This window comes from Flavobacterium fluvii, from assembly GCF_900129545.1.
GTDB lineage: Bacteria > Bacteroidota > Bacteroidia > Flavobacteriales > Flavobacteriaceae > Flavobacterium > Flavobacterium fluvii.
The window spans coordinates 1,307,570-1,332,053 of the sequence record NZ_FQWB01000001.1 but is presented as its reverse complement, the minus strand read 5'-3'; the positions used below and the strand labels follow the sequence as shown (position 1 = coordinate 1,332,053).

Here is a 24,484-nt window from a genome sequence, read left to right as displayed (position 1 = left end):
TGTATTATTTTTTTGAAACTATTGTAACTTTTTTGCAACTCCATACGTATAATCATTTGTACACTTAAAAACTGAGGAGACAAAAACATGAGACAACTTAAAATCACCAAGCAGGTAACGAATCGTGAAACTGCATCATTAGACAAGTATTTACAGGAAATTGGGAAGGTGGATCTTATCACCGCAGATGAAGAGGTAGAATTAGCGCAAAAGATAAAAGCTGGTGATCAAAGAGCTTTAGAAAAATTAACAAAAGCCAATTTACGTTTCGTGGTTTCTGTGGCCAAGCAATACCAAAATCAAGGTTTAACACTTCCCGATTTGATTAACGAAGGAAATTTAGGTTTGATAAAAGCCGCACAACGTTTTGATGAAACTCGTGGTTTCAAATTCATTTCGTATGCTGTGTGGTGGATTCGTCAATCTATTTTGCAAGCTTTGGCAGAACAATCTCGTATCGTTCGTTTGCCATTGAATAAAATTGGTTCCATCAACAAAATCAATAAAATGTATGCTTTGTTGGAGCAATCTAACGAAAGACCGCCAACAGCAGAGGAAATTGCCAAAGAATTGGACATGACCGTGAACGACGTAAGAGAAAGCATGAAAAACTCTGGTCGTCATCTTTCTATGGATGCACCATTGGTTGAAGGAGAAGATTCAAACCTTTACGATGTATTGCGTTCTGGCGAATCACCAAACCCGGACAGAGAATTAATTCAAGAATCATTGCGTACAGAAATCGAGCGTTCATTGGAAACATTGACTCCAAGAGAAGCCGACGTGGTTCGTTTGTATTTTGGCCTTGGTGACCAACACCCAATGACATTGGAAGAAATAGGCGAAACTTTTGACCTGACTCGCGAACGTGTACGTCAGATTAAAGAAAAAGCGATTCGAAGATTGAAACACACTTCAAGAAGTAAAATATTAAAAACCTACTTAGGTTAACCCTCACAATTCAGGGTGACAAGTAACGACGGTCTGATTAACTGTTCGTTTTTTGATTGATGATTGAAACTCCGGCTGATTACCGGAGTTTTATTTTTTAAGGAAATAAAACTCGCGGTCTGTTCGCTTCGCTCGGGTTTAGCTACGCTCAATTCGACTTTCAGTCTCGGGTACCGGAGTTTTATTTTTTATATTACCTTTGCAAAAAAACAACACTACCTAACAATGAGTAAAAATACAATTATTGCACCTTCAGTTCTTGCCGCTGATTTTGCCAATTTGCAGCGTGACATCGAAATGATAAACAATTCCGAAGCTGATTGGTTTCATATTGACATTATGGATGGAGTTTTTGTTCCCAATATTTCTTTCGGGATGCCGGTATTGGAAGCGATAGTAAAACACGCCAAGAAAACAATCGATGTCCACTTAATGATTGTAGATCCAGATCGATACATTAAAACTTTTGCCGAGTTGGGTGCCAATATTTTATGTGTACATTACGAAGCTTGCCCACATCTTCACAGAACATTGCAAGCCATCAAGGCAGAAGGAATGAAAGCTGGAGTGGCATTAAATCCACACACCAATGTTGATTTACTGGAAGACATTATCAACGACATCGACATGGTTTTGATTATGAGCGTGAATCCCGGTTTTGGAGGACAATCGTTTATTGAAAACACCTATTCTAAAGTTGAAAAACTGAAAGATTTAATCAATCGTAAAAGAGCAAATACAATTATAGAAATTGACGGTGGCGTAACCAATAAAAACGCGAAACAATTAGTGGAAGCCGGTGCCGACGTTCTTGTGGCGGGAAGTTTTGTTTTCAAAGCGGAAAATCCAACTGTAACTGTTGCAGATTTGAAGAAGCTGACTTCTTTCTAAAATTAAAATATATTTAAATTGAAATCCGAAGTTTATAGCTTCGGATTTTTTTTGTTTAAAACACTATTTACGACGTCATCCATGTTAGGAAAACGTGTTTTAAAATAAAATTAAAGTGTATTTAATGTTATTTAGGTTATCAAAAACAGGATTTCCTCCAAATATCTTTAACCTTTTGATATTATTAAACCGCAGTTAATTTCTGACTGCGATTTTACATTTGTAGTCACAAAAAAAACGACAAATGAAAAAACTCTACTTTAAACAAACGATGGTAGCCGCGCTATTGTTCTTTAATTCTCATTCGAATGCACAGACCTTGTTGCACTATTGGAATTTCAACAACAATGCTTCTGTTGCTACAATAACAACTCCAACAATAACCAATATTTCTGGAGTAGCCTCTTTAGCGGCAAATATTTCTGGAATTAGCGCAATTGACTTTGCTGGTGGAACTGGACAAAATTTCGACGTATTAAATTTGAATGCTCGCAATTCAGATGTAGCTGGAACACACTTGCGATTCAATGATCCTATCGGGAGTGCATTGGTTTTTTCGCTTCCTACATCGGGTTATGAAGATGTAATTGTGAAATTTGCCACGCGTCGTTCGGGTTCTGGAGCAGGCACTCAAGTTTGGTCCTTCTCTACAGACGGAATAAACTATACTTTTTTTGCCAACGTTATTCCAAACAATGGTGATCCTGCATTCGCTACTCTAGATTTCTCCAGCATAAGTGCAGCGGACAACAATCCAAACTTTAAATTAAAAGTGGAATTCCAATTAAGTCCAGGTGGTGCTGTTGGAAACAATAGATTTGACAATTTCACTGTGGAAGGAAATATTTTTAATGGTGTAGACACAACTATTCCAACGGCTAGTTTTTCGCCAGCAACTTCAGGCACCGGGATTTTTTCAACGATACAACCTTCCATAGCTTTCAATGAAAATGTTCGTTTAGTAAATAACGATGCTATCACGAATACGAATGTTGATGCCATCGTTGAATTAAGATTGAACAATTCTTCAGGAGCTTTAGTGCCTTTTGACGCAGTTTTTGCGTTAAATAAAATCACCCTCATTCCAACAACATCTCTGGCAAATAATCAATTGTATTATGTTGGTTTACTAGCAAATACTGTTGAAGACGCAAGCAATAATGCAATCACTGCAACGCAATCTGCCACTTTTACCACAACTACTCCAACTGTCAATCTTTCTATAAACAACAGCATTGGTAAAGAAGCTCGATCAACCGTGATTACAGTAACTGCTACCTCAAATTTTGCAGTTAATGGCAACCAAACTATCGCTTTGGGCATTGCCGGAACAAACATTACAGCTGGTGATTATACTTTAAGCAATAATGCAATCACTATTTTGAACGGACAAACAACGGGCAGTGTAAGCTTAACCGTTACTGATGATGCATTGGTAGAGAATACAGAATCTGCAGTTTTAACTTTAAGCAATCCATCTTCTGGAATTGCATTAGGAAGTACTATTTCACAGCCGATAACAATTATTGACAATGAAACTCCTTTAGACATTAATCTTTCTAATTACGTTAGAGTAGGTCGTTATGATTTACCTGAACCAAAAAGAACCATTGCTCCAACCAACAATTTGTTGGGCCAGGAAGCTTCTGGAATAACTTACAATTGGGATACCGACACTTTTTTTATTGTTGGAGACGGAACCACTTCTGTTCTTCAGGTATCAAACACAGGAAAACTTATTGACACCATGACATTAGCTCAAGGAAGCAGTCCACAAGGAACTGAATTCTATGACTCTGAAGGAATTACTTATATTGGCAACGGTCAATTTGTAATGACTGAAGAACGTGACAGACAAGTAGTTTTATTTACTTATGCCGCAGGAACTACCCTTACAAGAGCCAATACTAAAACGGTAAAATTAGGAACATTCGTCAACAACACAGGAACAGAAGGACTGACTTATGATCCATTAACCAATAGTTATATCGTTTTAAAAGAAATATCACCTATCGGAATTTTCCAAACTGGCATAGACTTTAATGCTGGAACCGCTACAAATGGTTCTGCAACAACGGATAACTCGACTAATATTTTTGACCCAGCTTTGTTGGGCGTTTCGGATGTAGCCGATGTTTTTGCATTATCTAATATACCTGCATTGAGCGGAAAACCATTTTACAACAATTTATTGGTATTGAGTCAAGAAAATGCCAAAGTAGTAAACACAGACCGTAATGGTACAATTGCCAACACATTAACTATCGTATCAGACCCAGGAAATCCTTTAGATGCCCCATCTCAACAGCATGAAGGTCTTACAATGGATCGTGATGGCATATTGTATATCGTGAACGAAAATGGTGGTGGCGATATTGATCATCCACAACTTTGGGTTTATGCACCTTCTTCCCTACAAAATTTAGCACCAACAGCTATTGCTTTAGCCAATACAACGACAACTGTTCTAGAAAATTCTAACACTTCATCAGTCATTAAGGTATCTGATATTCTTGTAACGGATGATGGATTAGGAACGAACAACTTAACTTTATCTGGTGCAGATGCCAGCTTTTTTGAAATCATTGGTTCTAGTTTATATATCAAGGCAGGAACGGTTTTGGATTACGAAACTAAAACCAGCTATAGTGTTACCATCAATGTAGATGACACTACGGTTGGGATTACACCTGACGCTTCAGTTAACTTTGTTTTAGCGGTAACTGATGTTGCCAATGAAACAACTACAACAGCTACTGTAACAATTTCAGAAGTAGCACCTTGGTCTAGTGGAAACAGCCTAGTGGGTGCCGATTGGTTTGAGGTAACGAATAATGGAACTGTTGCCCTTGACATCACGGGTTGGAAAGTGGATGATAATTCAAATACTTTTACAGCCGCAGTACCTTTAGCAGGTATTACTAGTATTGCTCCAGGCGAATCGGCAATTTTTATAGAAGCAGCCACTGCCGATGCTGCGACTATTACTGCCAATTTTAAATCGACTTGGTTTGACACTAATGTTCCAGCTGGTTTCCAAATAGGAACTTACACCGGTAGTGGCATTGGTTTAAGCACTGGTGGAGATGCACTAAATTTATTTAACGCAAGCGGAAATATAATGGCCAATGTTGTATTTGGAGTATCTACGACAAATTTATCTTTTAATAATGCAGTTGGTTTGAGCAATACTACTATTGCAACATTAAGTCAAGTTGGAGTTAATGACGCCTTTGCCGCTGCGAAAGACGCTAATCAAATAGGCTCTCCAGGTTCAGTAGGAAAATTATTCATCTCCGAAGTAGCACCTTGGTCTAGCGGTAGTAGCCCTGTGGGAGCGGATTGGTTTGAAGTAACCAATACCAAAGCAGTAGCCGTTGACATAACGGGCTGGAAAGTAGATGATGATTCACAATCTCCTATCGCTGCCGTGGCCTTAAACGGAATTACGAGCATCAATCCTGGTGAATCTGTAATCTTTATTGAGACGAATGATCTGGCTACTAAAAGTGCTTTGTTTTTAAGTAACTGGTTTGGATCTACTCCACCAGCAACTTTAAAAATTGGAAACTATACTGGTAGTGGTATTGGTTTGGGTTCAGGTGGAGACCAAGTAAATTTATACAATGCAACTAGCAATATACCACAAGCTTCAATATGGTTTGGCGCTTCTCCAAGCGTTACTTTTACAACTTTTGATAATGCTGCAGGAATAACAACCATTTTAACACAACAAACAAAATTAAGCGTTGCAGATGTAAACGGTGCTTTTGTTGCCACCAACAGTTCTGTCGAAATTGGCTCACCAGGTACAATTACGCTAAAAACCAACCCTTCTTTGTCAACAAACACTTTTTCAGAAGAAGTTGCTTTTAATGTAATTGCTTTTCCAAATCCTTTTGATTCAACATTCCAATTAAATTCCACAACAACTAGCCCTGATAAAATTGAAATGAAAGTATACGATATGACTGGAAAGCTTGTAGAAGTTCGCAAGTTTGAAGCAGCGGAAATAACTAATCAAAAAACAGGAAGCAATTATCCACCTGGAATTTACAACATTGTTATAACACAAGGAAAGAATACCAAAATACTTCGTTTGATTAAGAAATAAACTTACCAAATAGAACCAAAAAGCCCCAAATTGGGGCTTTTTCTATTTATACTGGTCTATTAAATACTTTATCAAATCAGTCGTTGTCACGATTCCGACCAACAATTCCCCCAAACAAACCGGCAGGGCATGGAATTCTTTTTTAGACAAGATTTCAGCCGTTTCTCTTATCGTCGTATCGGGAGAAATAGTAACCAATTTTTTGGCCATCACCTGCTCTACCGTAAACAAATTATAAACGGTGGTGTCCACAATATCATCATCTTCATTGACTGCGTCAACAAAAGAGATTCTCAACAAATCCGTGTAACTCAACATCCCAATTATTTTATTCCCATGCACTACTGGAATATGCCTGATTTTGTTCTGCTTGAACAATTTTTCAGCCTTTGTCAAGTCGTCCGAGAGATGTAATTTTATTACATTCTTGCTCATTATGGTTGATACTGGCACATTATTCTTCATCACTTATAACTTTAGATTCTATTTGAACACAAAGTTATTCAATAAAAAGATTTAACAACCTGATAATCATTGATTTATTTTGTAATTTTTTGTTGTTTTTACAAAACCCAATAGATTTATAATTCAATATATCACAAAGGCTTAATTTGAATTAACGGTCTTTTGTAATCCCATTATCTTATTTAAAATAATCTTCTTTAAAATTTATCATCGAACACACGTTTTGATACAACTCAGGATATCTTTCCTTAAAAACTTGTGGCGTTTCAAAAAAATGTTCTAAAACTACCGATATAAATTCAAATTGGTTTTCATAAGCATATTCTCTAAAGTATCCGTTTTCGGATAATTTTTTATTGAGATTTTCATCATTGTAATACTTGACAACTTTATTGAATTCATCGAAAAAAATAATGGCACTTGGATTATTGCTTTTCAAACAATGAAAATGCAATACATGCGAAAATTCATGAAGGCCAAGGTTCAGGTTGTCGTTTGTTATTTTATGTCCCAGAACAAAATCTTCCCAAGAAAAAGCGACCACTTTCATTATGGGATTAAATTCGCCTTTGTGATATTGCTGGCTTGCATTAGAAAAATACACCGACGGATAAATTATTATTGTTTTAAACAAGTCTATGAGATAATCTCTCATACCGAACGTAAGCAATGTATAAGTTCCAGCAATGATGACTTTCATTTCGTCTGTTACCAACAATCCTTCCTTGCCTATAAATTGATAATGATTGATGAATTCTTTTACCCGATGTTCAAAATAGATTTTTTTTCGTTCCGACAACCGTTGATAAAATGGAAACTCATTGACCAAAATTTGCTTTTGATTAATGGTCAACTTTTTGGGAAACAGATAAAAATACAAATAGAGTGGTTTATTAAAAACCATCATATAAGCTGGTTCAATAATTCTAAAAACAATGACAATAAGCAACAGTGCTCCAAAAAGCAATAAAACAAAGAATTGAAACACCATATTTAAACCTATTAGATTGAGTTTTTGGTTTAAAAATAATGTTTTTAAAATAAAATGCTTCAAAAATGCCCAAGTAAACTTGACTTTTTTTTGAAGCATTGTATTTATTTGTGACCGAGACAGGGTTCGAACCTGCAACCCTCAGAGTCGAAATCTGATATTCTATCCAGTTGAACTACTCAGCCAATTTGATATACGATTACAGATTTTAGATTTACGATTGTAAAACCAATATCCTAATCGTGTATTTCTATGTCAATAGTTTTTTAACAATAGTAGAAATGGTTTTTCCTTCGGCAGTTCCACCTAATTGTGCTGCGGCCAATCCCATTACTTTTCCCATAGCGGCTATACCTGTCGCTCCGGTTTCTGCAATGATTTTTGCAATTACCGCTTCCACATCGGCTTCGCTTAGTTGCGCTGGCAAGAATTTTTCGATTACGGCTATTTGTGCCAATTCTGGTTCGGCCAAATCCAACCTGTTTTGTTCCGTGAAAATTTTGGCGCTGTCCTTACGGGTTTTTACCAATTTTTGAAGTAATTTAATCTCGTCTGCTTCCGAAATTTCTTCTTTTGATCCTGTTGCTGTTTGGGCTAAAAGAAGTTCAGATTTAATAGCCCTTAAGGCTTCCAATGCTACAGTATCTTTGGCTCTCATGGCGGTTTTGATTTCCTCCATGATTTGGGTTGATAAACTCATATCGTATTTTATGATTTTTAGATTTTAGATTTGCCTTTATCTGCAAACTGGACACTTTTTATAGGACCGAATGGAATTAAAAAGATTCCACTTCTTTTTTTGTGGAACTTGAAATGTACAGCTCGATTAAGGCTCGACAAATTTAGAGAATTTTAATGGCATTTACAATATATTACTTTGCCCATACTTCTTGCAAAGACAAAAAAACCCGAAAATTGAATTCAATTTTCGGGTTAGTTTATTTGAGTCGATTTTGTTAGTCCACATTATCGTGCAAGAACGAATTATTCGAACGTAACTGTAGGTCGTCATTACTGTCTGTCCCTACTGAAATTCTTGAATTGACATGATTATTTTGAGAACTGCTAAGATCAATTCCTAATCTTTTATAGGCAGGTTCTTTTTCCATTTCATCAATTCTGGAAACATTATTGTGAAACTTATAATTGAATTCCTTCATTTTTTTTCTTCTTTCGTCTGCTCTCAATTTCAAAGTTTCTTCAATCGTCATTTCCATTGGAGAAATATTTTCGAAGGCAGAAGTAGTATTGGAAACAGGATTAACTTGCTTCATCGTGATATTCAATTCTTCTGGAATCACTTCTGCAACAGGAGCTGCTGCTGGTTTTGAATCCAATAAAGCATTTTCTACTTCCATATATTCCTCAAGAGAATACCTGATGACTCCTCTGTCCGTCAATTCAGTCACGGGAACAAATTGAACTGGCTCATTTACCTTGATATCGCGAGTTTCATCCGTCAATTCAAACAAAACTTTTTCCTCCACTTTGGCAACTGGAACTGGTTCCGGCTCTGCTGGAGTAGTCGGTGTATTAAAAAGCGGCAAATCAAAAGAAAAAGTCGCTTGTTCGCTTCTTTCTACAACTTTCGGTTCAACCACAAATATGTCTTTAACATCCGCAACTTTCGGTTCAGAAACCATAAAATCCATATTGCTTATTGGAGAAACAATTTCGAAAGTAACGTCTAAATTTTTAATAAATTCAGTCATTACCACAAGTTCTTCCTTGTTTATGGAAACAACTTCTGGTGCAACTGCAACTGGTTCTACAACTTCTTCTTCCACTAATTCAAAAACAACCCTGTCTTCTGTTTTAGCCACTGGAGTTTCGCTGTTATAATTGAATGCTGGAATCGTTTTTTGAGTCAAATCGTGAACAATTTTTTGTTCGTCTTCCAAAGCGTGGATGATCTTTTTTGGCTCCGTATTTACGATTTCGTGTTGTTGTTCGATATCAAATCCTGTTGCAATTATAGTAACAGAAATAGAGCCTCCAAGAGATTCGTCTTCACCAACCCCCATAATAATATTGGCATTATGCCCGGCTTCCATTTGAATAAAATCGTTGATTTCACCAATTTCATCAATCGTGATTTCTTCAGAGCCAGAAACGATGAGCAACAATACGTTTTTGGCACCAGTGATTTTATTGTCATTTAATAATGGAGAGTCCAATGCGGACATAATACCTTCTTTGGCCCTGTTTTCGCCAGATGCAACAGCCGATCCCATGATAGCCGTTCCACTATTGGCCAAAACAGTTTTGGCATCTTTCAAATCGATATTTTGAGTATAGTGGTGCGTGATTACTTCGGCAATACCTCTTGAGGCTGTGGCCAAAACTTCGTCCGCTTTTGAAAACCCGGCTTTGAAACCCAAATTACCATATACTTCTCTTAATTTATTGTTGTTGATTACAATTAATGAATCAACTTGTTTACGCAATTTATTGATACCTATCTGCGCTTGTTCTTGACGCACTTTCCCTTCAAACGTAAAAGGCAAAGTCACGATACCCACAGTCAGAATATCTCTTTCTTTGGCCAATTGTGCAATTACAGGTGCGGCACCAGTCCCAGTTCCACCACCCATACCGGCTGTGATGAAAACCATTTTGGTATTGCTGTCGAGCATTTTTTCGATATCGGCAATACTTTCGATGGCAGATTGCTGACCCACATCTGGATTTGCTCCTGCTCCTAGTCCTTCGGTCAAGTTCACTCCTAACTGAATTTTGTTGGGTACTGAACTGTTGTCCAAGGCTTGAGAATCGGTATTACAAACGATGAAATCAACGCCTTTGATACCTTGTTTAAACATGTGGTTGATGGCGTTACTTCCGCCTCCACCTACTCCAATAACTTTAATTACATTTGATTGGTTTTTCGGTAAATCAAATGAAATGCTTCCAAATTCTGAGTTGCTCATCATCTTATTGGGTTTTAATATTATTACTTTTTAATTCTCTATTTTTTATACTTCCTATTCCGCGTTGTCCAAGAAATCTTTAATCTTGTCCACATATCTGTCAAAGAAAGATCTTGATATTTTTTCTCCCGTGGAAACTACTTTCTTCCTGTTGACCACGACTTCAGTTTCGACCTCTTCCTCAATTTCTGGAGCTTGAAAAACTGGCGGTCTTGGCGCTTGCCTTGGCGCCTCTACAACATCCATTCTTACGGCACTTTGCGTGTTGTTTTCGATGCTGTTCATCACCAACCCAACAGCTGTGGCATACAAGGGACTTGATATTTCTTCATCTGAATTTCCAGCCAAATGCTCGTTTGGATAACCTATCCTGGTGTCCATCCCGGTAATGTATTCCACTAATTGTTTGATGTGCTTCAATTGTGCGCCACCTCCAGTAAGAACAATTCCTGCTATTAATTTTTTACGTGGATCTTCGTGACCGTAATCTTTAATTTCAGTAAAAACCTGCTCGATAATTTCAACCACTCGAGCGTGAATTACTTTTGACAAATTCTTTAATGAAATTTCTTTTGGTTCCCTTCCTCTAAGACCCGGTATCGAAACGATTTCGTTGTCTTTATTTTCTCCTGGCCAAGCCGATCCGAATTTTACTTTCAACAATTCGGCTTGTTTCTCGATAATGGAACAGCCTTCTTTGATATCTTCGGTAATCACGTTTCCTCCAAAAGGAATAACGGCGGTGTGACGAATAATTCCATCCTTGAAAATAGCCAAATCTGTTGTTCCTCCACCAATGTCTATCAAAGCAACTCCTGCATCTTTTTCATCCTGGCTTAAAACCGCATCAGCTGAAGCCAATGGTTCCAATGTCAATCCCGACAATTCAATTCCTGAACTTTGAATACATCTGCCTACATTTCGAATGGATGAAGCTTGCCCAACCACGACATGAAAACTAGATTCCAATCTCCCTCCGTACATTCCGATAGGCTCCTTGATTTCGGATTGTCCATCGATTTTGAATTCTTGCGGCAAAACATGGATAATTTCTTCTCCAGGCAACATTGCCAATTTATTTACTTGATCAATCAAAAGCTGGATGTCATTCCCACCAATCACTTCTTCTGCGCTGCTTCTGATAATATAATCGCTGTGTTGAATACTTCGAATGTGCTGTCCGGCAATCCCCACCACGACATCTTTAATTTTGTAACCCGATTTGTTTTCGGCTTCCAAGACGGCTTGTTGAATGGATTGTATGGTTTGGGTGATGTTGTTCACCACTCCTCTTGCCACACCCAGACTTTTGGATTTTCCAACACCCAAAATTTCTAGTTTTCCATATTCATTTTTCTTGCCTATCATGGCAACAATTTTGGTTGTCCCAATATCTAGACCTACTGCAATATTCTCTTTTTCCATTATCTATTATTTAGTACACACTACTTGCTGAGCAAACCGAAGATCAATTGTTTTGTATTTATATAGCGAACTATCTAAAACCGCCTTCTGAAAAAAAGCCTTGTAATTGTTGAATTTGGCTTCCATTCTCTTGGTTCCACCAAAATCTATTTGGTAACTAAAGTTCCTGTTGAGCATTTTTAAGCTCCCGTTCGGCATAATTTGCACACCAATGATGTTTTTTTTCAAAAACGCATCGTCATAAATTATCCGAAATAATTCGGCTAAATCTTCGCTATTTTTTTTATTTATTTCCCCTGAAACAAGCGGAACTCTAGCTGTAAAATTAGTTGACAACGGCATCCTATCTCCTTTGTAATCAATATAGAAAGAATCATCTCCGTCAAAAACCCTAGCTATGGGAGTTTTTTGTTTCACCACTGCTTTTAATACCCCATCAATGCTCACGAACACGTCCGACTTCTCAATCATTTTATGAGCGTTCAAAGCTTTTTCTAATTTATTCAAATCTAATTTATCTTTACCGATACTTTGCGCGTCTTTTTTATTTTCTATTAACAATTTATTAACCGTTTCTTGAGTGACAAATGGAGCGTTATCTCCTACAAAAACAACGATCGATTTCGTAAGTTTCCTGTCGTTATTTCGTTTTGACGTAAACGAAAACAAGAAAATTACCAATGAAAACATTAGTATTAATCGAACATTTGTCCATTTAAATAGTTTCATTTATCGCTTTTTTTATGGATTGAACCATTTCTCCAATATCCCCAGCACCGATTGTCACGATAACGGTTGCGTCACTTTTTAAAATTGTGGGAATTAATTCCTGTTTTTGAACTAATTTTTTATTTGAATTATCCATTTTATCCATCAGCCATTGTGAGGTAATTCCTTCTATTGGCAATTCGCGAGCTGGATAGATATCCAACAAAACCACTTCGTCAAAAGCGGAAAGACTTTTCGCAAAATCATCGGCAAAATCTTTGGTTCTGCTAAACAAATGTGGTTGAAAAATCGCCAACACTTTTTGATCTGGATATAATTCTCGAACCGCCTGATGCACGGCATTTATTTCGGTTGGATGATGTGCATAATCATCGATATAAACCAAATTATCCGTTTTGATTTGGTATGAAAACCGTCTTCTTATTCCTTTAAATGAAAGCAAGGCATTAGCAATGTCTTCGTTTGGGAGGCCGAAAGTTTTTGCCATCGCCAATGCCATGAGTGCATTCATTAAATTGTGTTTTCCTGGTAAACCGAATTGTATGTTTTCGATAGTTTCCGACGGTGTTTTCACGTCAAAAACATATTGACTGTTGACTATCCTGACATTGAAAGCCGAGAAATCAGCCTCTTCATTTACCGCACAAGTAACTCCAGGAATCGGCAACTCTTTCGTTATAAACAATTTGCTTTTATCTTCCACTTTATCTGCAAATTCAACAAACGAAGCTTCGATTGAGGCGCTGTCTCCATAAATATCCAAATGATCGGCATCCATCGAGGTCACGCAAGCAATATTTGGATGCAAATGCAGGAACGAACGGTCAAATTCATCGGCTTCGACAACAGTAACCGTTTTTCCGCTACCAATTAAGTTCGAATTATAATTTTCTACAATTCCGCCCACAAAAGCGGTTACATCGACACCGCTTTCGAATAAAATATGACCTAAAATACTCGAAGTCGTAGTCTTTCCGTGTGTTCCGGCTACCGCGAAACAAAAAGTATCTTTGGTGATAATTCCCAGAACTTCAGCTCTTTTCTTTACTTCATAATCGCGTTCCAGGAAATAATTCCATTGGGAATGGTGTTTTGGAACTGCCGGAGTTATAATGACCAAAGTATTTTCTACATAATATTCAACTGGAATTAAATCAATGTCATCTTCGAAATGAATGTCGATTCCAAGCTCCACCAACTCTTTTGTAAGTTCGGTTTCCGTTTTATCATAACCAGACACATTCTTGCCTATAGACTTGAAATAGCGAGCCAAAGAACTCATTCCAATTCCCCCGATTCCTATAAAATAAACGTTGTGTATTTGATTTAGATTCATCTTTTAACTTCAATTTCAATAACAATTTCAATATTCAAAAATTGACATTACTATTGGATTAATTATTTTTTAATTGCTCACATTGTCATTGCGATTGACATTGTTATTTTATCAACTTAACTATTTCGTCAACAATCTGTTTTGTTGCGTTAGGCAAAGCCAAAGCTTTTATATTTTCACTCAAGTAAGCTTGTTTTCCTTGATCTCTCAACAAGGCTTCAAAAACAAGACTAAATTGCGAATCCAATTCAGATTCTTTAAGCATTATAGCACCAATTTTATCTACAATGGCTTGCGCATTTTTGGTTTGATGATCTTCTGCCACGTTTGGCGAAGGAATAAAAATCACGGGTTTCCCCACAATGCACAATTCTGAAACAGATGAAGCGCCAGCTCTTGAAATCACGATATCTGCAGCGGCATAAACCAAATCCATTCTGTCAATAAATGCCAAAACCTGAACCGTATTCGAATTGTATTTCTTGTAATCTTCGAAATATAATTTTCCGCATTGCCAAATTACTTGTACGTCTTCGGATTTAAATTTATCTAACTCTTTTTCAATTAATTGATTCACTCTTCTGGCTCCAAGACTTCCACCAAGAACCAACAATGTTTTTTTGTTGGAATCCAACTTGAAATATTGTTTTGCTTCTTCTCTTTTGCTTTCAATGTCAATCAAATCTTGACGCACTGGATTTCCAGTCAAAATCATTTTATCTTTTGGAAAGAAGCGATCCAGGTTTTCATACGCCACACAAATTTTATTGGCCTTTTTGCTTAATAATTTATTGGTAATTCCAGGGTAAGAATTTTGTTCCTGAATCACCGTTGGAATATTCAACATATTTGCCATTTGCAACAACGGTCCCGATGCAAAACCTCCTGTTCCAATAACCACATCTGGTTTGAATTCCTTAATTATACTTCTTGATTTCAATAAACTACTAACCAATTTAAATGGGAACATGGCATTTTGCAAAGTCAATTTTCGTTGTAACCCGGCAATCCAAAGTCCTTCTATTTTGTAACCTGCTTGGGGCACTTTTTGCATTTCCATTTTATCTTCAGCACCTACAAATAGAAATTCAGCTTCAGGAAAACGAGATTTTAATTCGTTTGCAATTGCAACCGCAGGATAAATATGTCCTCCAGTTCCGCCTCCACTTAATATGAATTTTAATTTTTTCATTTTCCTATGACTTATTTATTCAAAACTGCATTCATTGGATTAGTAGTATTGTCTTCGATAGAATAGTTCCCTTCTAAAAAATCCTCATCTTCCTCTTCCAACTCTTTGTCAATTAGTTTTTGCAAGGCCGCTTCCCTTCTTGCTTTATCCGACAGTTCTTGTGCTATTTCTTCTTCTTTTTTGGTCACGTTAATGATGATTCCCAAAGCGATGCATACCATCCATATAGAACTTCCTCCACTACTGATAAGTGGCAATGTTTGACCTGTTACCGGCAATAATTCGACCGCAACGGCCATATTGATCATCGCCTGAAAAATGATGGGAAAACCCAATCCAACTACCAATAATTTTCCGAACAAGGAATTGGTTTTATGGGCTGCTACAATAAATCTAAAAAACAATAACAAATACATGGTCAAAACACCCAAACCTCCTATCAATCCCCATTCCTCGACAATAATGGCGTAAATAAAATCGGAAGACGATTGTGGCAAGAAATGTTTTTGCACACTTTTCCCTGGACCAAGTCCATAAATTCCTCCAGAAGCAATGGCAATTTTTGCTTTTTCGATTTGATAATCATCTTCACCAGGTTTGTTTGTCGTAAAATTTTCCAATCGGCTGGACCAAGTATCAACCCTGCTAAAAAAACGAGAATCTGGAAATGCCTTCGACAACAAAACAAATAAAGCCAAAGCCGCAATTCCGGCCCCAAGAATAAACCCTATATATTTTAAGGAATATTTACCCACGAAAGTCAACATTAAAACCATCGAAAACATCAATGCCGCAGTGGAAAAATTGGCTGGCAAAATCATTCCCAATGTTATAAAAACAGGTATCCAAAGTTCAATCAAAGAGGCTTTAAAAGTATCTTCCTCTTCCCTTTTCTTGGATAAATATCTGGCCACATACATCATCAAAACGATAAATGCCAATGTGGATGTTTGAAATGTTATTCCAATAAACGGCACTTGAATCCAACGACTGGCATTGGCTCCAGCGATAACTGTTCCTTTTACTAAAGTATAAAGCAACAATAACCATACTATTGGCAATGCAATTTTGGAAATCCCTCTATAATAATGATAGGGTACTTTATGAACACCATAAATAATAAAGAAACCGATAATAATATGAGCCAAATGTTTCAACAAATAGCTAATCGTATTTCCTGTTCCGTGTCCTAAATAAGCTAAATTACTACTCGCACTAAAAACAGGCATAAACGAAAACAAGGCTAATAAAGCCACGAATGACCATATTACCCTGTCCCCTTTTAGATTGTTTACTAGTTCTTTCATTTTAATGTACGATTTACGATATTTGAAATACGGTATTTGACACTGATTTAAGATTTACTTCTCCAACACAAATCGAAAATCGTATATCTGATATTGTATATTTTATAGATGCTTCACCGCTTTTTTAAACTGGTTCCCCCTGTCTTCGTAGTTTTCGAATAAATCGAAACTCGCGCAAGCTGGTGACAACAACACTGTATCTCCTTTTTCTGCTAATCTTTGTGCCATTTTCACGGCGTCTTCCATAGAATTCACTTCGACCATCATATCGACAACATTTCCAAAAACATCAATAATTTTTCTGTTGTCAACACCCAGACAAATGATGGCTTTTACTTTTTCACGAACCAAAGACATCAATTCATTGTAATCATTTCCTTTATCAACACCACCCACAATCCAAACTGTTGGTGTATTCATGCTGTCCAAGGCAAAGAATGTGGCATTCACATTAGTCGCTTTTGAATCATTGATGTATTGAACATTTTGAATTTTCAAGACTTTTTCCAAACGGTGTTCCACTCCTTGAAAATTGGACAAACTTTCTCTAATGGTCGTGTTTCGAATTTTCATCAATTTTGCCACAGAGGTTGCCGCCATCGCATTTTTCATGTTGTGCTTGCCTTCAAGAGCCATAGTTTCGGTCTCCATTGTGAATTCTTCCTCGTTGATGATGTTAACTTCCATAGATTTGTTTTTTATAAATGCTCCCATTTCGAATGTTTTTGTTAGCGAAAAAGGAATTAATTGGGCTTTTGTTTTATTGTTTTTTAACCATTCTGCGATTGCTTCGTCATCGGCATCGTAGATGAGGAAATCTTCCTCGGTTTGATTCATTGTGATTCTAAATTTAGAATCGATGTACTTCTCGTATTTGTAATCGTATCTATCCAAATGATCGGGACTTATATTCGTAATTATGGCAATATGCGGTTTGTAATGCTTGATCCCGTCCAGTTGAAAACTGCTCAACTCCAACACATAACTATCAAACTTGTCATCGGCAACTTGCCAGGCAAAACTCTTTCCGATGTTGCCTCCCAAACCGACATTCAATCCCGCCGATTTCAGCAAATGATAGGTCAACATTGTTGTTGTAGTTTTCCCATTGCTTCCCGTGATTGCAATCGTGATTGCTTTTGTAAATGGAATTGCAAACTCAATTTCCGAAATTACCGGGATTCCTTTTTTTAACAATTTTTTTACAATTGGTGATTTTTTTTCGGGAATTCCAGGGCTTTTCATCACCACGTCCGCATTCAAAATCAGGTCTTCGGTATGAGTTCCTTCTTCCCAAGCAATACCATTGATTATAAGAACTTCTTTATAATTTGCTTTTATTTTTCCAAAATCGGACACAAAAACATCATATCCTTTTTTCTTGCCAAGAATAGCAGTGCCTACACCACTTTCTCCTCCTCCTAAAACCACCAACCGCATTATCTTAATTTTAGAGTTACGATTGACAAAATGGCCAGCATTATGGCAACAATCCAAAATCGGGTTACAATTTTACTTTCATGATAGCCTTTCTTCTGATAATGATGATGCAATGGCGCCATTAGAAATATTCTTTTTCCTTCTCCAAAACGTTTTTTGGTGTATTTAAAATAAAACACTTGCAAAACCACCGAGAAATTTTCGGCCAAGAATATCCCGCACAATAAAGGAATCAACAACTCTTTTCGAACGGCGATGGCTAGAACGGCAATAACACCTCCAATGGTTAAACTTCCCGTATCACCCATAAAAACAGATGCCGGATACGAATTATACCAAAGAAATCCGATTAATGCCCCAACAAATGCAGATATAAAAACAGTCATTTCTCCCGAATATGGGATATACATAATGTTCAAATAATTGGAAAAAATGATGTTTCCCGAAACGAACGTAAAAATCCCCAATGCCAAGACGGAGACCGCCGAAGTTCCTGCCGCCAATCCATCGATTCCATCGGTCAGGTTGGCTCCGTTTGAAACCGCCGTAATGATAAAAATAACCATTGGAATAAAAATCAACCAAGCCCATTTTTCATATCCTTCGCCTGTCCAAGCCAATAATTCGGCATAATCGAATTCGTTATTTTTGAAAAAAGGAATTGTGGTTGCAGTAGATTTTTCGTAAACCGGAGCTGGAGTAATCACATCCTCGGTAGTTGTTCTAAAAATATCCGTTTTACCGGTATCAGTCCTAACCGTGACACTTGGACTAAAATACAAAACCGTTCCCACAATTAGACCCAAACCCACTTGTCCAAAAACTTTGAAAATTCCTTTCAACCCCTCCTTGTCTTTCTTGAAAATTTTGATGTAATCGTCAATGAAACCAATAGTTCCCATCCACAAAGTCGTCACAATCAACAAAACAATGTAAACATTATGCAATTTGGCAAACAAAAGAACTGGAATCAAGGTCGCAAATATGATGATCAACCCTCCCATAGTAGGCGTTCCCGCTTTTTCGTTTTGACCTGCCAATCCAAGTTCACGAACGGTTTCCCCTATTTGTTGCTTGCGCAAAAAAGTGACAATTCTTTTTCCATAAATAGTGGACAACAGCAAGGAAAGCATAAATGCCAATGCCGATCTGAATGTAATGTATTGAAACACTCCTGCTCCAGAAACATTCAATGTTTTGTCTAAATATTCAAATAAGTAGTATAGCATATTTTCTATTTATTGAGTTGGTTCAGTAATTCTGTTATTGTTTCCATATCGTCAAAATGATGACGCACACCATTTACTTCCTGATACGTTTCGTGTCCTTTTCCAGCAATCAGGATAATATCATTCGGCTGGGCCAATTGACAAGCTGTCTTTATCGCTTGTTTTCTATCCGTAATGGAAAGTGATTTTTTATAATTTTGGGGCGCAATTCCCTGTTCCATTTCGTTAATGATAACTTCTGGATCTTCATTTCTTGGATTATCGGAAGTCAGGATAACTTTGTCGCTCAATTCCGAAGCAATTCCTGCCATAATAGGACGTTTGGCTTTGTCCCTATTTCCACCACAACCCACAACCGTAATCAATTGTTCGTTTTTGGTGCGGATATCATTAATCGTTTTTAGCACGTTTTCCAATGCATCCGGCGTGTGTGCGTAATCTACAATCGCCGTAATATTCGAACTAGAAACTATAAATTGAAAGCGTCCTGAAACACTTTCCAAATCTGACAATAATCGTAACACTTCCAGACTTTCCATTCCTAATTCAATGGCTGTTCCGTAAATCGCCAATAAATTATAGGCATTGAATGTCCCGATAAGTTTTACCCAAACTTCATTTCCGTTAATTTTCAACAACAAACCTGACAATTGATTTTCCAGGATTTGAGCTTTGTAATCAGAATAGGATTTTAAAGCATAAGTCAATTTTTTGGCTGTGGTGTTTTGCAACATGACTGGGCCATTTTTATCATCAATATTGGATAAAGCAAAAGCTGTTTTTGGCAAATTGTCGAAAAACGATTTTTTCACGTCACGGTATTCTGCAAAAGTTGGGTGATAATCCAAATGATCGTGTGATAAATTGGTAAAAACACCTCCCACAAAATGCAACGCTTCCGTGCGTTTTTGATGAATTCCGTGGGAACTCACTTCCATAAAACAATATTCCACTCCAGCATCTACCATTTCATTCAAATAATGATTGATGGTAATTGAATCCGGCGTAGTATGTGTCGCTTTGTATTCGATATCGTCAACCAAGATTTTTACCGTGGACAACAATCCCACTTTAAAACCTGCTTTCTTGTACAATTGATACAATAAAGAAGCGATTGTAGTTTTACCGTTAGTTCCTGTAATACCCACCAACTTTAATTTACTGGAAGGATTTCCAAAATAATTGGCAGCCATAAAAGCCAAGGCTTTATTGGTGTCTTTTACTTGAATATAGGTGATTCCGTTTATCAAAACTTCTGGAAAAGTATCACAAACAATGGCAACAGCACCTAAACCAATGGCCTTTTCAATAAAATCGTGCCCGTTTGAAATTGTGCCGCGAATGGCCACAAAAACATCATTTGCCTCAATATTTCTGGAATCGAAATCCATTTTATTGATGACAATGTCCGTCGAACCTTTTACGGCTTCGATAGCGACTTTGTATATTATTTCTTTTAGAACAATCACGATAATTCTAATGTTATGGTTGTGTTTTTAGCTAAATTTTCTCCCGGCTGAATGGATTGTTTTTTTACCTTTCCAGCACCTATTACTTTCACTTTTACCCCAAGATTCCCCAATAGTGCAACGGCATCCATTCCTGACATTCCCTTTAGATTTGGAATTGAACGTTGTTGCTTTTGTATCTTTTCAGTATAAGTCTCATAACTTTTTTCTTGTTTTTGCACAATTCGATTAATGTTTTTTATCTCATTGGTAGAAGGGGCATCAGTAAAAATCTTTTGGGCAATTCTCTTGAAAACAGGTCCAGCCACATCGGCTCCATAATAATTGTTGTTTGCCGTATTAGGTTTATGCACCACTACTATGCAAGAATATTTAGGCTTGTCGGCTGGAAAATACCCCACGAATGAAGAAGCATAATATTTCTCTGAACCGCCATTTTTGGAATAATTTACTGCTGCTGTCCCTGTTTTTCCCGCCATTGAAAAATCTTTGGAATAAAGTTTCGCTGCTGTCCCTTTTTTAACCACATTTTCGAGAACGGCATGCAATTTCAAAAGGGTTTCTTGCGAACATACTTTTTTATTGATCACTTCGGTTTCGTATTTTTTGATGGTTCGATTCCACTCCTTGATTTCGGAAACAAATTGTGGTTTTACCATCACACCGTTATTGGCAACAGAGTTATAAAAAGTCAAGGTTTGCAATGGCGTAATCGAAACTCCGTAACCAAAAGCCATCCAAGGAAGTGAAATGTTGGACCAGCTTTTATCACTTGGTTGCGGAACAAATGGTTTTCCTTCTCCTTTTATTGGAAGTCCCAAACATTTATTCAAACCATAACGATTGATATGATTAACAAACTCTTCTGGATTTTTTTTATAGTTATTATAAACAGCCTGAACCATAACCGTGTTGGAAGACACCTCAAATCCACGTGCCAAGGAAATTTTCCCGTAACCCCCTTCATGGGAATCCCTAACTGATTTTCCAGAGTATTTAATTACGCCTCCGTAACTGTCAAAAACAGCACTGGTATCTATTTTTTTATCATCCAGCAACACCATCAAATCGACCAATTTATAGGTTGAACCCGGTTCATGCGATTCGGCAACTGCATAATTGGTAGTTTCAGAATAAGAGCCATCGCCGTCTCTTCCCAAATTTGAAATGGCTTTTATTTTACCTGTTTTGGTTTCCATAACCACCACGCAACCGTGATCGGCTTCGTAATCCGTCAATTGCTTCAACAAAGCGTGATGTGCAATATCCTGGATAAATACATCTATTGTCGAAATCACGTCGTAACCATCTTGTGGGTCAACTTCATTCACGTCACGAATGGGTTTCCACTGTCCTTTGGCAATTTTTTGCTTTAAAATCTTGCCGTCTTTTCCATTAAGATATTTACTAAAAGCCCATTCGATTCCTTTTCCGTCACGGCTTCCATCTGGATTTCTTCTTTCGTAACCAATGGTTCTTTTGGCAATTTGTCCAATTGGGTGTTCTCTTACCGTTTCCTGTTCTACAATAATTCCGCCTTTGTAAGCACCAAGATTAAACATCGGGAAGCCTTTAATTTTCATGTATTCCGTATAACTCAAATTGCGAGCCACCAAGAAATAACGGTTTTTATTCGCTCTGGCTTTTCTAAATTCGTTCAGAAAAACACCACTCGGCTTTCCTAAAAGAACGGACAAGGAATCCGATAATGATTTCACGTTTTTTTCGAATGCTTCCGCTTTTGGAGCAACGGCATCGAAACGAATTTCATAATTGGGAATTGATGTCGCCAACAAACTTCCGTCGGCAGAATAGATATTTCCTTTATTGGCAGGAATAACGAAATTTTTAACGGTTCTTTCTTTGGCCAATTTTCGATAATAATCTCCTTCTATCCATTGAATATTGGTCAATTTTACGGCAATCGCGATGGCCATCAAGAAGATGGCGAAAGCGACCAGATAAATTCTGTAGGATATATTTTTATCTTCTACTGCCATATTTTTTGGAAAAAGCTTTTTTCAACCGGTTTTTTGACTTTTATTTTTATTGGTGGAACTGTCGATGGGAAAATTTGTTTTTCCACCATTTTCTCGGACACAGTCGATTCCATTTTTAACTTCATTAACTCTGAACGTCTGTCCACAAATTCCGAACGGAGTTCTTTTACATCATTGGTCAATTCACTTATCTTGAATACTTTTTGCTCAAAATTTTGGGTATTGGCAATCATTATAATGGCTAAAATGATTAGAAAAACGATAAAACGCCAATTCTTCATTGAATCATCTTCAATTAGAAACCGCGCTTTCAATATGCCGTAAACTCCGTTTTTCATTATTTTTTTATTAGCCACAAAGACGCAAAAGAGTCAAATGTTTTTTAAACAAATTATATTTTTTCGGCAATTCTTAATTTGGCACTTCTTGCTCTATTGTTGATTTTGATTTCGTCGTTATCTGGAACAATTAGTTTTCCGACGGTTTTGAATGGAACTGAAAAGTTGCCAAAAAAGTCACGTTCTGGTTCTCCTTCGAACATTCCGTTTTTGACAAATCTTTTTACCAATCGGTCTTCCAATGAATGATAGGAAATCACGCTTAATCTTCCCCCTGGGTTCAAAATCTCCAATGATTGCTCCAGAAATTCTTTCAAAACATCCATTTCTTGGTTGACTTCTATTCGAATGGCTTGATAAATCTGGGCCAATATTTTATTTCGAATTCTTTCAGGTAAATATTTCGCCAAAATATCTTTCAACTCATCTGTAGTTTTGATTGGTTGATGCTCTCTGGCCTCTATAATTGTTCTTGACAAAGCGGGTGCATTTTTCAATTCTCCATAATCCAAGAAGACTCTTCTCAAATTCGCATCATCATATTCATTGACTACTCTGTAGGCATTTAAATCATTTTTTTGACTCATTCGCATATCCAATTCGGCATCAAAACGAGTAGAAAAACCTCTTTCTGCAACATCAAACTGATGAGACGAAACTCCTAAATCAGCCAAAATCCCATCCACGCTTTTCACGCCATAAAAACGCAAAAACCTTTTTATAAACCTGAAATTCTCGTTGATAAGCGTGAATCTTTCGTCCGGCAAAGCATTTGCCAATGCATCTTCGTCCTGGTCAAAAGCAAACAATTTTCCATTTGGACCCAATCGGCGCAAAATCTCTTTTGAATGTCCGCCACCACCAAAGGTCACGTCAACATAAACACCATCAGGCTTGATATTCAAACCATCTACCGTAGGATGAAGCAAAACCGGATTATGATATTCCATTGTCGTCGTCATTTAAGTTCCCCATTACATCTTCGGCTAAATCTGCAAAATCAATGTCCTGACCGTCTATTGATTTTTCATATAAATCCTTGTCCCAAATCTCCACAATATTGACAGCCGATGAAAACACGACGTCTTTGGCAATACCTGCAAAAACCACTAAATCCTTCGGAACCAATAATCGCCCCAACGCATCGATTTCAACCACCTTTACTCCTGCCGTGAATCGACGGATAAAGTCATTGTTTTTCTTTACGAATCGATTGAGTTTGTTGATTTTTTGCATCATCAAATCCCATTCTTCCATTGGATACAATTCCAGACAAGGCTGAAAAACAGAACGCTTCAAAACAAACCCGTTTTGAAGTGAAGCAGCCAATTGCTTTTTCAAAGGTGAAGGCAACAAAACCCTTCCTTTGGCATCGACTTTACATTCATATGTTCCGACAATTGTATTCAATTGAAATAATATTAAAATGTGATGAGCAAAAATATAAAAATTTCTACCACAATTTACCACAACTTACCACTTTGTTAATAAGTTTTACCACTTTCAAAGCAGAAAGCCTAGTTTTTAGACAATCAGAACGTTAGCCGTTTTTTGAGCCCATTGTTGAGAACTATTCAATTGTCGAAAAGATTCTCTGACAAAAAGAGAAATTTGTCGTTAATAAACCTTCTTTTGAAAGAAATTAAACCAAAATATTTGAAGCGAAATCGATACCGC

General features: G+C 37.1%; 19 protein-coding genes and 1 tRNA gene. 3 read left to right on the top strand and 17 right to left on the bottom strand.

Annotated elements, in window-relative coordinates; all coding sequences use genetic code 11:
- Positions 1-87: 87 nt before the first annotated feature.
- The 3 genes from BUC16_RS05460 to BUC16_RS05450 all read left to right on the top strand — a co-directional run bounded on the left by BUC16_RS05460 (position 88) and on the right by BUC16_RS05450 (position 5,956).
- Positions 88-951: a sigma-70 family RNA polymerase sigma factor gene (locus tag BUC16_RS05460; RefSeq protein WP_073368514.1), complete on the top strand. Its 864-nt coding sequence runs from the start codon at positions 88-90 to the stop codon at positions 949-951.
- A gap of 225 nt (positions 952-1,176) precedes the next feature.
- Complete coding sequence (rpe, locus tag BUC16_RS05455) at positions 1,177-1,842, top strand: ribulose-phosphate 3-epimerase (protein WP_073368513.1); 666 nt, start codon at positions 1,177-1,179, stop codon at positions 1,840-1,842.
- A 244-nt stretch (positions 1,843-2,086) separates the two neighbouring features.
- Positions 2,087-5,956, top strand: coding sequence for an SdiA-regulated domain-containing protein (locus tag BUC16_RS05450; RefSeq protein WP_073368511.1), 3,870 nt, complete (start codon positions 2,087-2,089; stop codon positions 5,954-5,956).
- A gap of 42 nt (positions 5,957-5,998) precedes the next feature.
- On the opposite strand, the gene BUC16_RS05445 is transcribed toward BUC16_RS05450, so the two are convergent.
- The 17 genes from BUC16_RS05445 to BUC16_RS05365 all read right to left on the bottom strand — a co-directional run bounded on the left by BUC16_RS05445 (position 5,999) and on the right by BUC16_RS05365 (position 24,217).
- On the bottom strand, positions 5,999-6,421 hold the full coding sequence (locus BUC16_RS05445; protein WP_073368510.1) for a CBS domain-containing protein: 423 nt from the start codon (positions 6,419-6,421) through the stop codon (positions 5,999-6,001).
- Positions 6,422-6,599: 178 nt separating this feature from the next.
- A complete protein-coding gene (locus BUC16_RS05440) occupies positions 6,600-7,412 on the bottom strand; it encodes a zinc-dependent peptidase (protein WP_073368763.1) in 813 nt (270 codons plus the stop codon).
- Positions 7,413-7,523: 111 nt separating this feature from the next.
- Positions 7,524-7,597: transfer RNA gene (locus tag BUC16_RS05435), tRNA-Arg, on the bottom strand.
- 65 nt (positions 7,598-7,662) lie between these two features.
- Complete coding sequence (locus tag BUC16_RS05430) at positions 7,663-8,112, bottom strand: GatB/YqeY domain-containing protein (RefSeq protein ID WP_073368508.1); 450 nt, start codon at positions 8,110-8,112, stop codon at positions 7,663-7,665.
- 256 nt (positions 8,113-8,368) lie between these two features.
- Entirely contained in the window at positions 8,369-10,345 is a 1,977-nt protein-coding gene (gene ftsZ / locus BUC16_RS05425) for a cell division protein FtsZ (protein ID WP_073368506.1), read from the bottom strand.
- A gap of 51 nt (positions 10,346-10,396) precedes the next feature.
- Entirely contained in the window at positions 10,397-11,767 is a 1,371-nt protein-coding gene (gene ftsA / locus BUC16_RS05420) for a cell division protein FtsA (protein ID WP_073368505.1), read from the bottom strand.
- Between the two features lie 6 nt (positions 11,768-11,773).
- Positions 11,774-12,496: a cell division protein FtsQ/DivIB gene (locus BUC16_RS05415; RefSeq protein ID WP_073368503.1), complete on the bottom strand. Its 723-nt coding sequence runs from the start codon at positions 12,494-12,496 to the stop codon at positions 11,774-11,776.
- Entirely contained in the window at positions 12,483-13,832 is a 1,350-nt protein-coding gene (gene murC / locus BUC16_RS05410) for a UDP-N-acetylmuramate--L-alanine ligase (protein ID WP_073368502.1), read from the bottom strand. The genes BUC16_RS05415 and murC overlap by 14 nt, the downstream gene beginning before the upstream one ends.
- Before the next feature lie 103 nt (positions 13,833-13,935).
- Entirely contained in the window at positions 13,936-15,024 is a 1,089-nt protein-coding gene (gene murG, locus BUC16_RS05405; protein ID WP_073368500.1) for an undecaprenyldiphospho-muramoylpentapeptide beta-N-acetylglucosaminyltransferase, read from the bottom strand.
- 11 nt (positions 15,025-15,035) lie between these two features.
- Positions 15,036-16,331 (bottom strand): FtsW/RodA/SpoVE family cell cycle protein, encoded by a 1,296-nt coding sequence (locus BUC16_RS05400; RefSeq protein WP_073368499.1) that lies wholly within the window; start codon positions 16,329-16,331, stop codon positions 15,036-15,038.
- A 102-nt stretch (positions 16,332-16,433) separates the two neighbouring features.
- Positions 16,434-17,771, bottom strand: a complete 1,338-nt coding sequence (murD, locus tag BUC16_RS05395) for a UDP-N-acetylmuramoyl-L-alanine--D-glutamate ligase (RefSeq protein ID WP_073368497.1) — start codon at positions 17,769-17,771, stop codon at positions 16,434-16,436.
- Positions 17,771-19,000 carry a phospho-N-acetylmuramoyl-pentapeptide-transferase gene (gene mraY / locus BUC16_RS05390; RefSeq protein WP_073368496.1) on the bottom strand — a complete coding sequence of 410 codons (1,230 nt, stop codon included), beginning with the start codon at positions 18,998-19,000 and terminating at the stop codon, positions 17,771-17,773. Before mraY ends, murD begins: the two co-directional genes overlap by 1 nt.
- A 5-nt stretch (positions 19,001-19,005) precedes the next feature.
- A complete protein-coding gene (locus BUC16_RS05385; protein ID WP_073368494.1) occupies positions 19,006-20,469 on the bottom strand; it encodes a UDP-N-acetylmuramoyl-L-alanyl-D-glutamate--2,6-diaminopimelate ligase in 1,464 nt (487 codons plus the stop codon).
- On the bottom strand, positions 20,466-22,469 hold the full coding sequence (locus BUC16_RS05380) for a PASTA domain-containing penicillin-binding protein (protein ID WP_073368493.1): 2,004 nt from the start codon (positions 22,467-22,469) through the stop codon (positions 20,466-20,468). The genes BUC16_RS05385 and BUC16_RS05380 overlap by 4 nt, the downstream gene beginning before the upstream one ends.
- On the bottom strand, positions 22,460-22,807 hold the full coding sequence (locus BUC16_RS05375) for an FtsL-like putative cell division protein (RefSeq protein WP_073368491.1): 348 nt from the start codon (positions 22,805-22,807) through the stop codon (positions 22,460-22,462). The genes BUC16_RS05380 and BUC16_RS05375 overlap by 10 nt, the downstream gene beginning before the upstream one ends.
- A 53-nt stretch (positions 22,808-22,860) precedes the next feature.
- Positions 22,861-23,769: a 16S rRNA (cytosine(1402)-N(4))-methyltransferase RsmH gene (gene rsmH, locus BUC16_RS05370; protein ID WP_170860850.1), complete on the bottom strand. Its 909-nt coding sequence runs from the start codon at positions 23,767-23,769 to the stop codon at positions 22,861-22,863.
- Positions 23,744-24,217, bottom strand: a complete 474-nt coding sequence (locus tag BUC16_RS05365) for a division/cell wall cluster transcriptional repressor MraZ (RefSeq protein ID WP_073368760.1) — start codon at positions 24,215-24,217, stop codon at positions 23,744-23,746. The genes rsmH and BUC16_RS05365 overlap by 26 nt, the downstream gene beginning before the upstream one ends.
- Positions 24,218-24,484 lie beyond the last annotated feature (267 nt).

Bases quoted from the DNA above. Each gene is read 5' to 3' on its own strand.
- BUC16_RS05460 (WP_073368514.1), top strand. From the start codon at position 88: ATGAGACAACTTAAAATCACCAAGCAGGTAACGAATCGTGAAACTGCA.
- rpe (WP_073368513.1), top strand. From the start codon at position 1,177: ATGAGTAAAAATACAATTATTGCACCTTCAGTTCTTGCCGCTGATTTT.
- BUC16_RS05450 (WP_073368511.1), top strand. From the start codon at position 2,087: ATGAAAAAACTCTACTTTAAACAAACGATGGTAGCCGCGCTATTGTTC.
- BUC16_RS05445 (WP_073368510.1), bottom strand. From the start codon at position 6,421: ATGAAGAATAATGTGCCAGTATCAACCATAATGAGCAAGAATGTAATA.
- BUC16_RS05440 (WP_073368763.1), bottom strand. From the start codon at position 7,412: ATGGTGTTTCAATTCTTTGTTTTATTGCTTTTTGGAGCACTGTTGCTT.
- BUC16_RS05430 (WP_073368508.1), bottom strand. From the start codon at position 8,112: ATGAGTTTATCAACCCAAATCATGGAGGAAATCAAAACCGCCATGAGA.
- ftsZ (WP_073368506.1), bottom strand. From the start codon at position 10,345: ATGATGAGCAACTCAGAATTTGGAAGCATTTCATTTGATTTACCGAAA.
- ftsA (WP_073368505.1), bottom strand. From the start codon at position 11,767: ATGGAAAAAGAGAATATTGCAGTAGGTCTAGATATTGGGACAACCAAA.
- BUC16_RS05415 (WP_073368503.1), bottom strand. From the start codon at position 12,496: ATGAAACTATTTAAATGGACAAATGTTCGATTAATACTAATGTTTTCA.
- murC (WP_073368502.1), bottom strand. From the start codon at position 13,832: ATGAATCTAAATCAAATACACAACGTTTATTTTATAGGAATCGGGGGA.
- murG (WP_073368500.1), bottom strand. From the start codon at position 15,024: ATGAAAAAATTAAAATTCATATTAAGTGGAGGCGGAACTGGAGGACAT.
- BUC16_RS05400 (WP_073368499.1), bottom strand. From the start codon at position 16,331: ATGAAAGAACTAGTAAACAATCTAAAAGGGGACAGGGTAATATGGTCA.
- murD (WP_073368497.1), bottom strand. From the start codon at position 17,771: ATGCGGTTGGTGGTTTTAGGAGGAGGAGAAAGTGGTGTAGGCACTGCT.
- mraY (WP_073368496.1), bottom strand. From the start codon at position 19,000: ATGCTATACTACTTATTTGAATATTTAGACAAAACATTGAATGTTTCT.
- BUC16_RS05380 (WP_073368493.1), bottom strand. From the start codon at position 22,469: ATGGCAGTAGAAGATAAAAATATATCCTACAGAATTTATCTGGTCGCT.
- BUC16_RS05375 (WP_073368491.1), bottom strand. From the start codon at position 22,807: ATGAAAAACGGAGTTTACGGCATATTGAAAGCGCGGTTTCTAATTGAA.
- rsmH (WP_170860850.1), bottom strand. From the start codon at position 23,769: ATGACGACGACAATGGAATATCATAATCCGGTTTTGCTTCATCCTACG.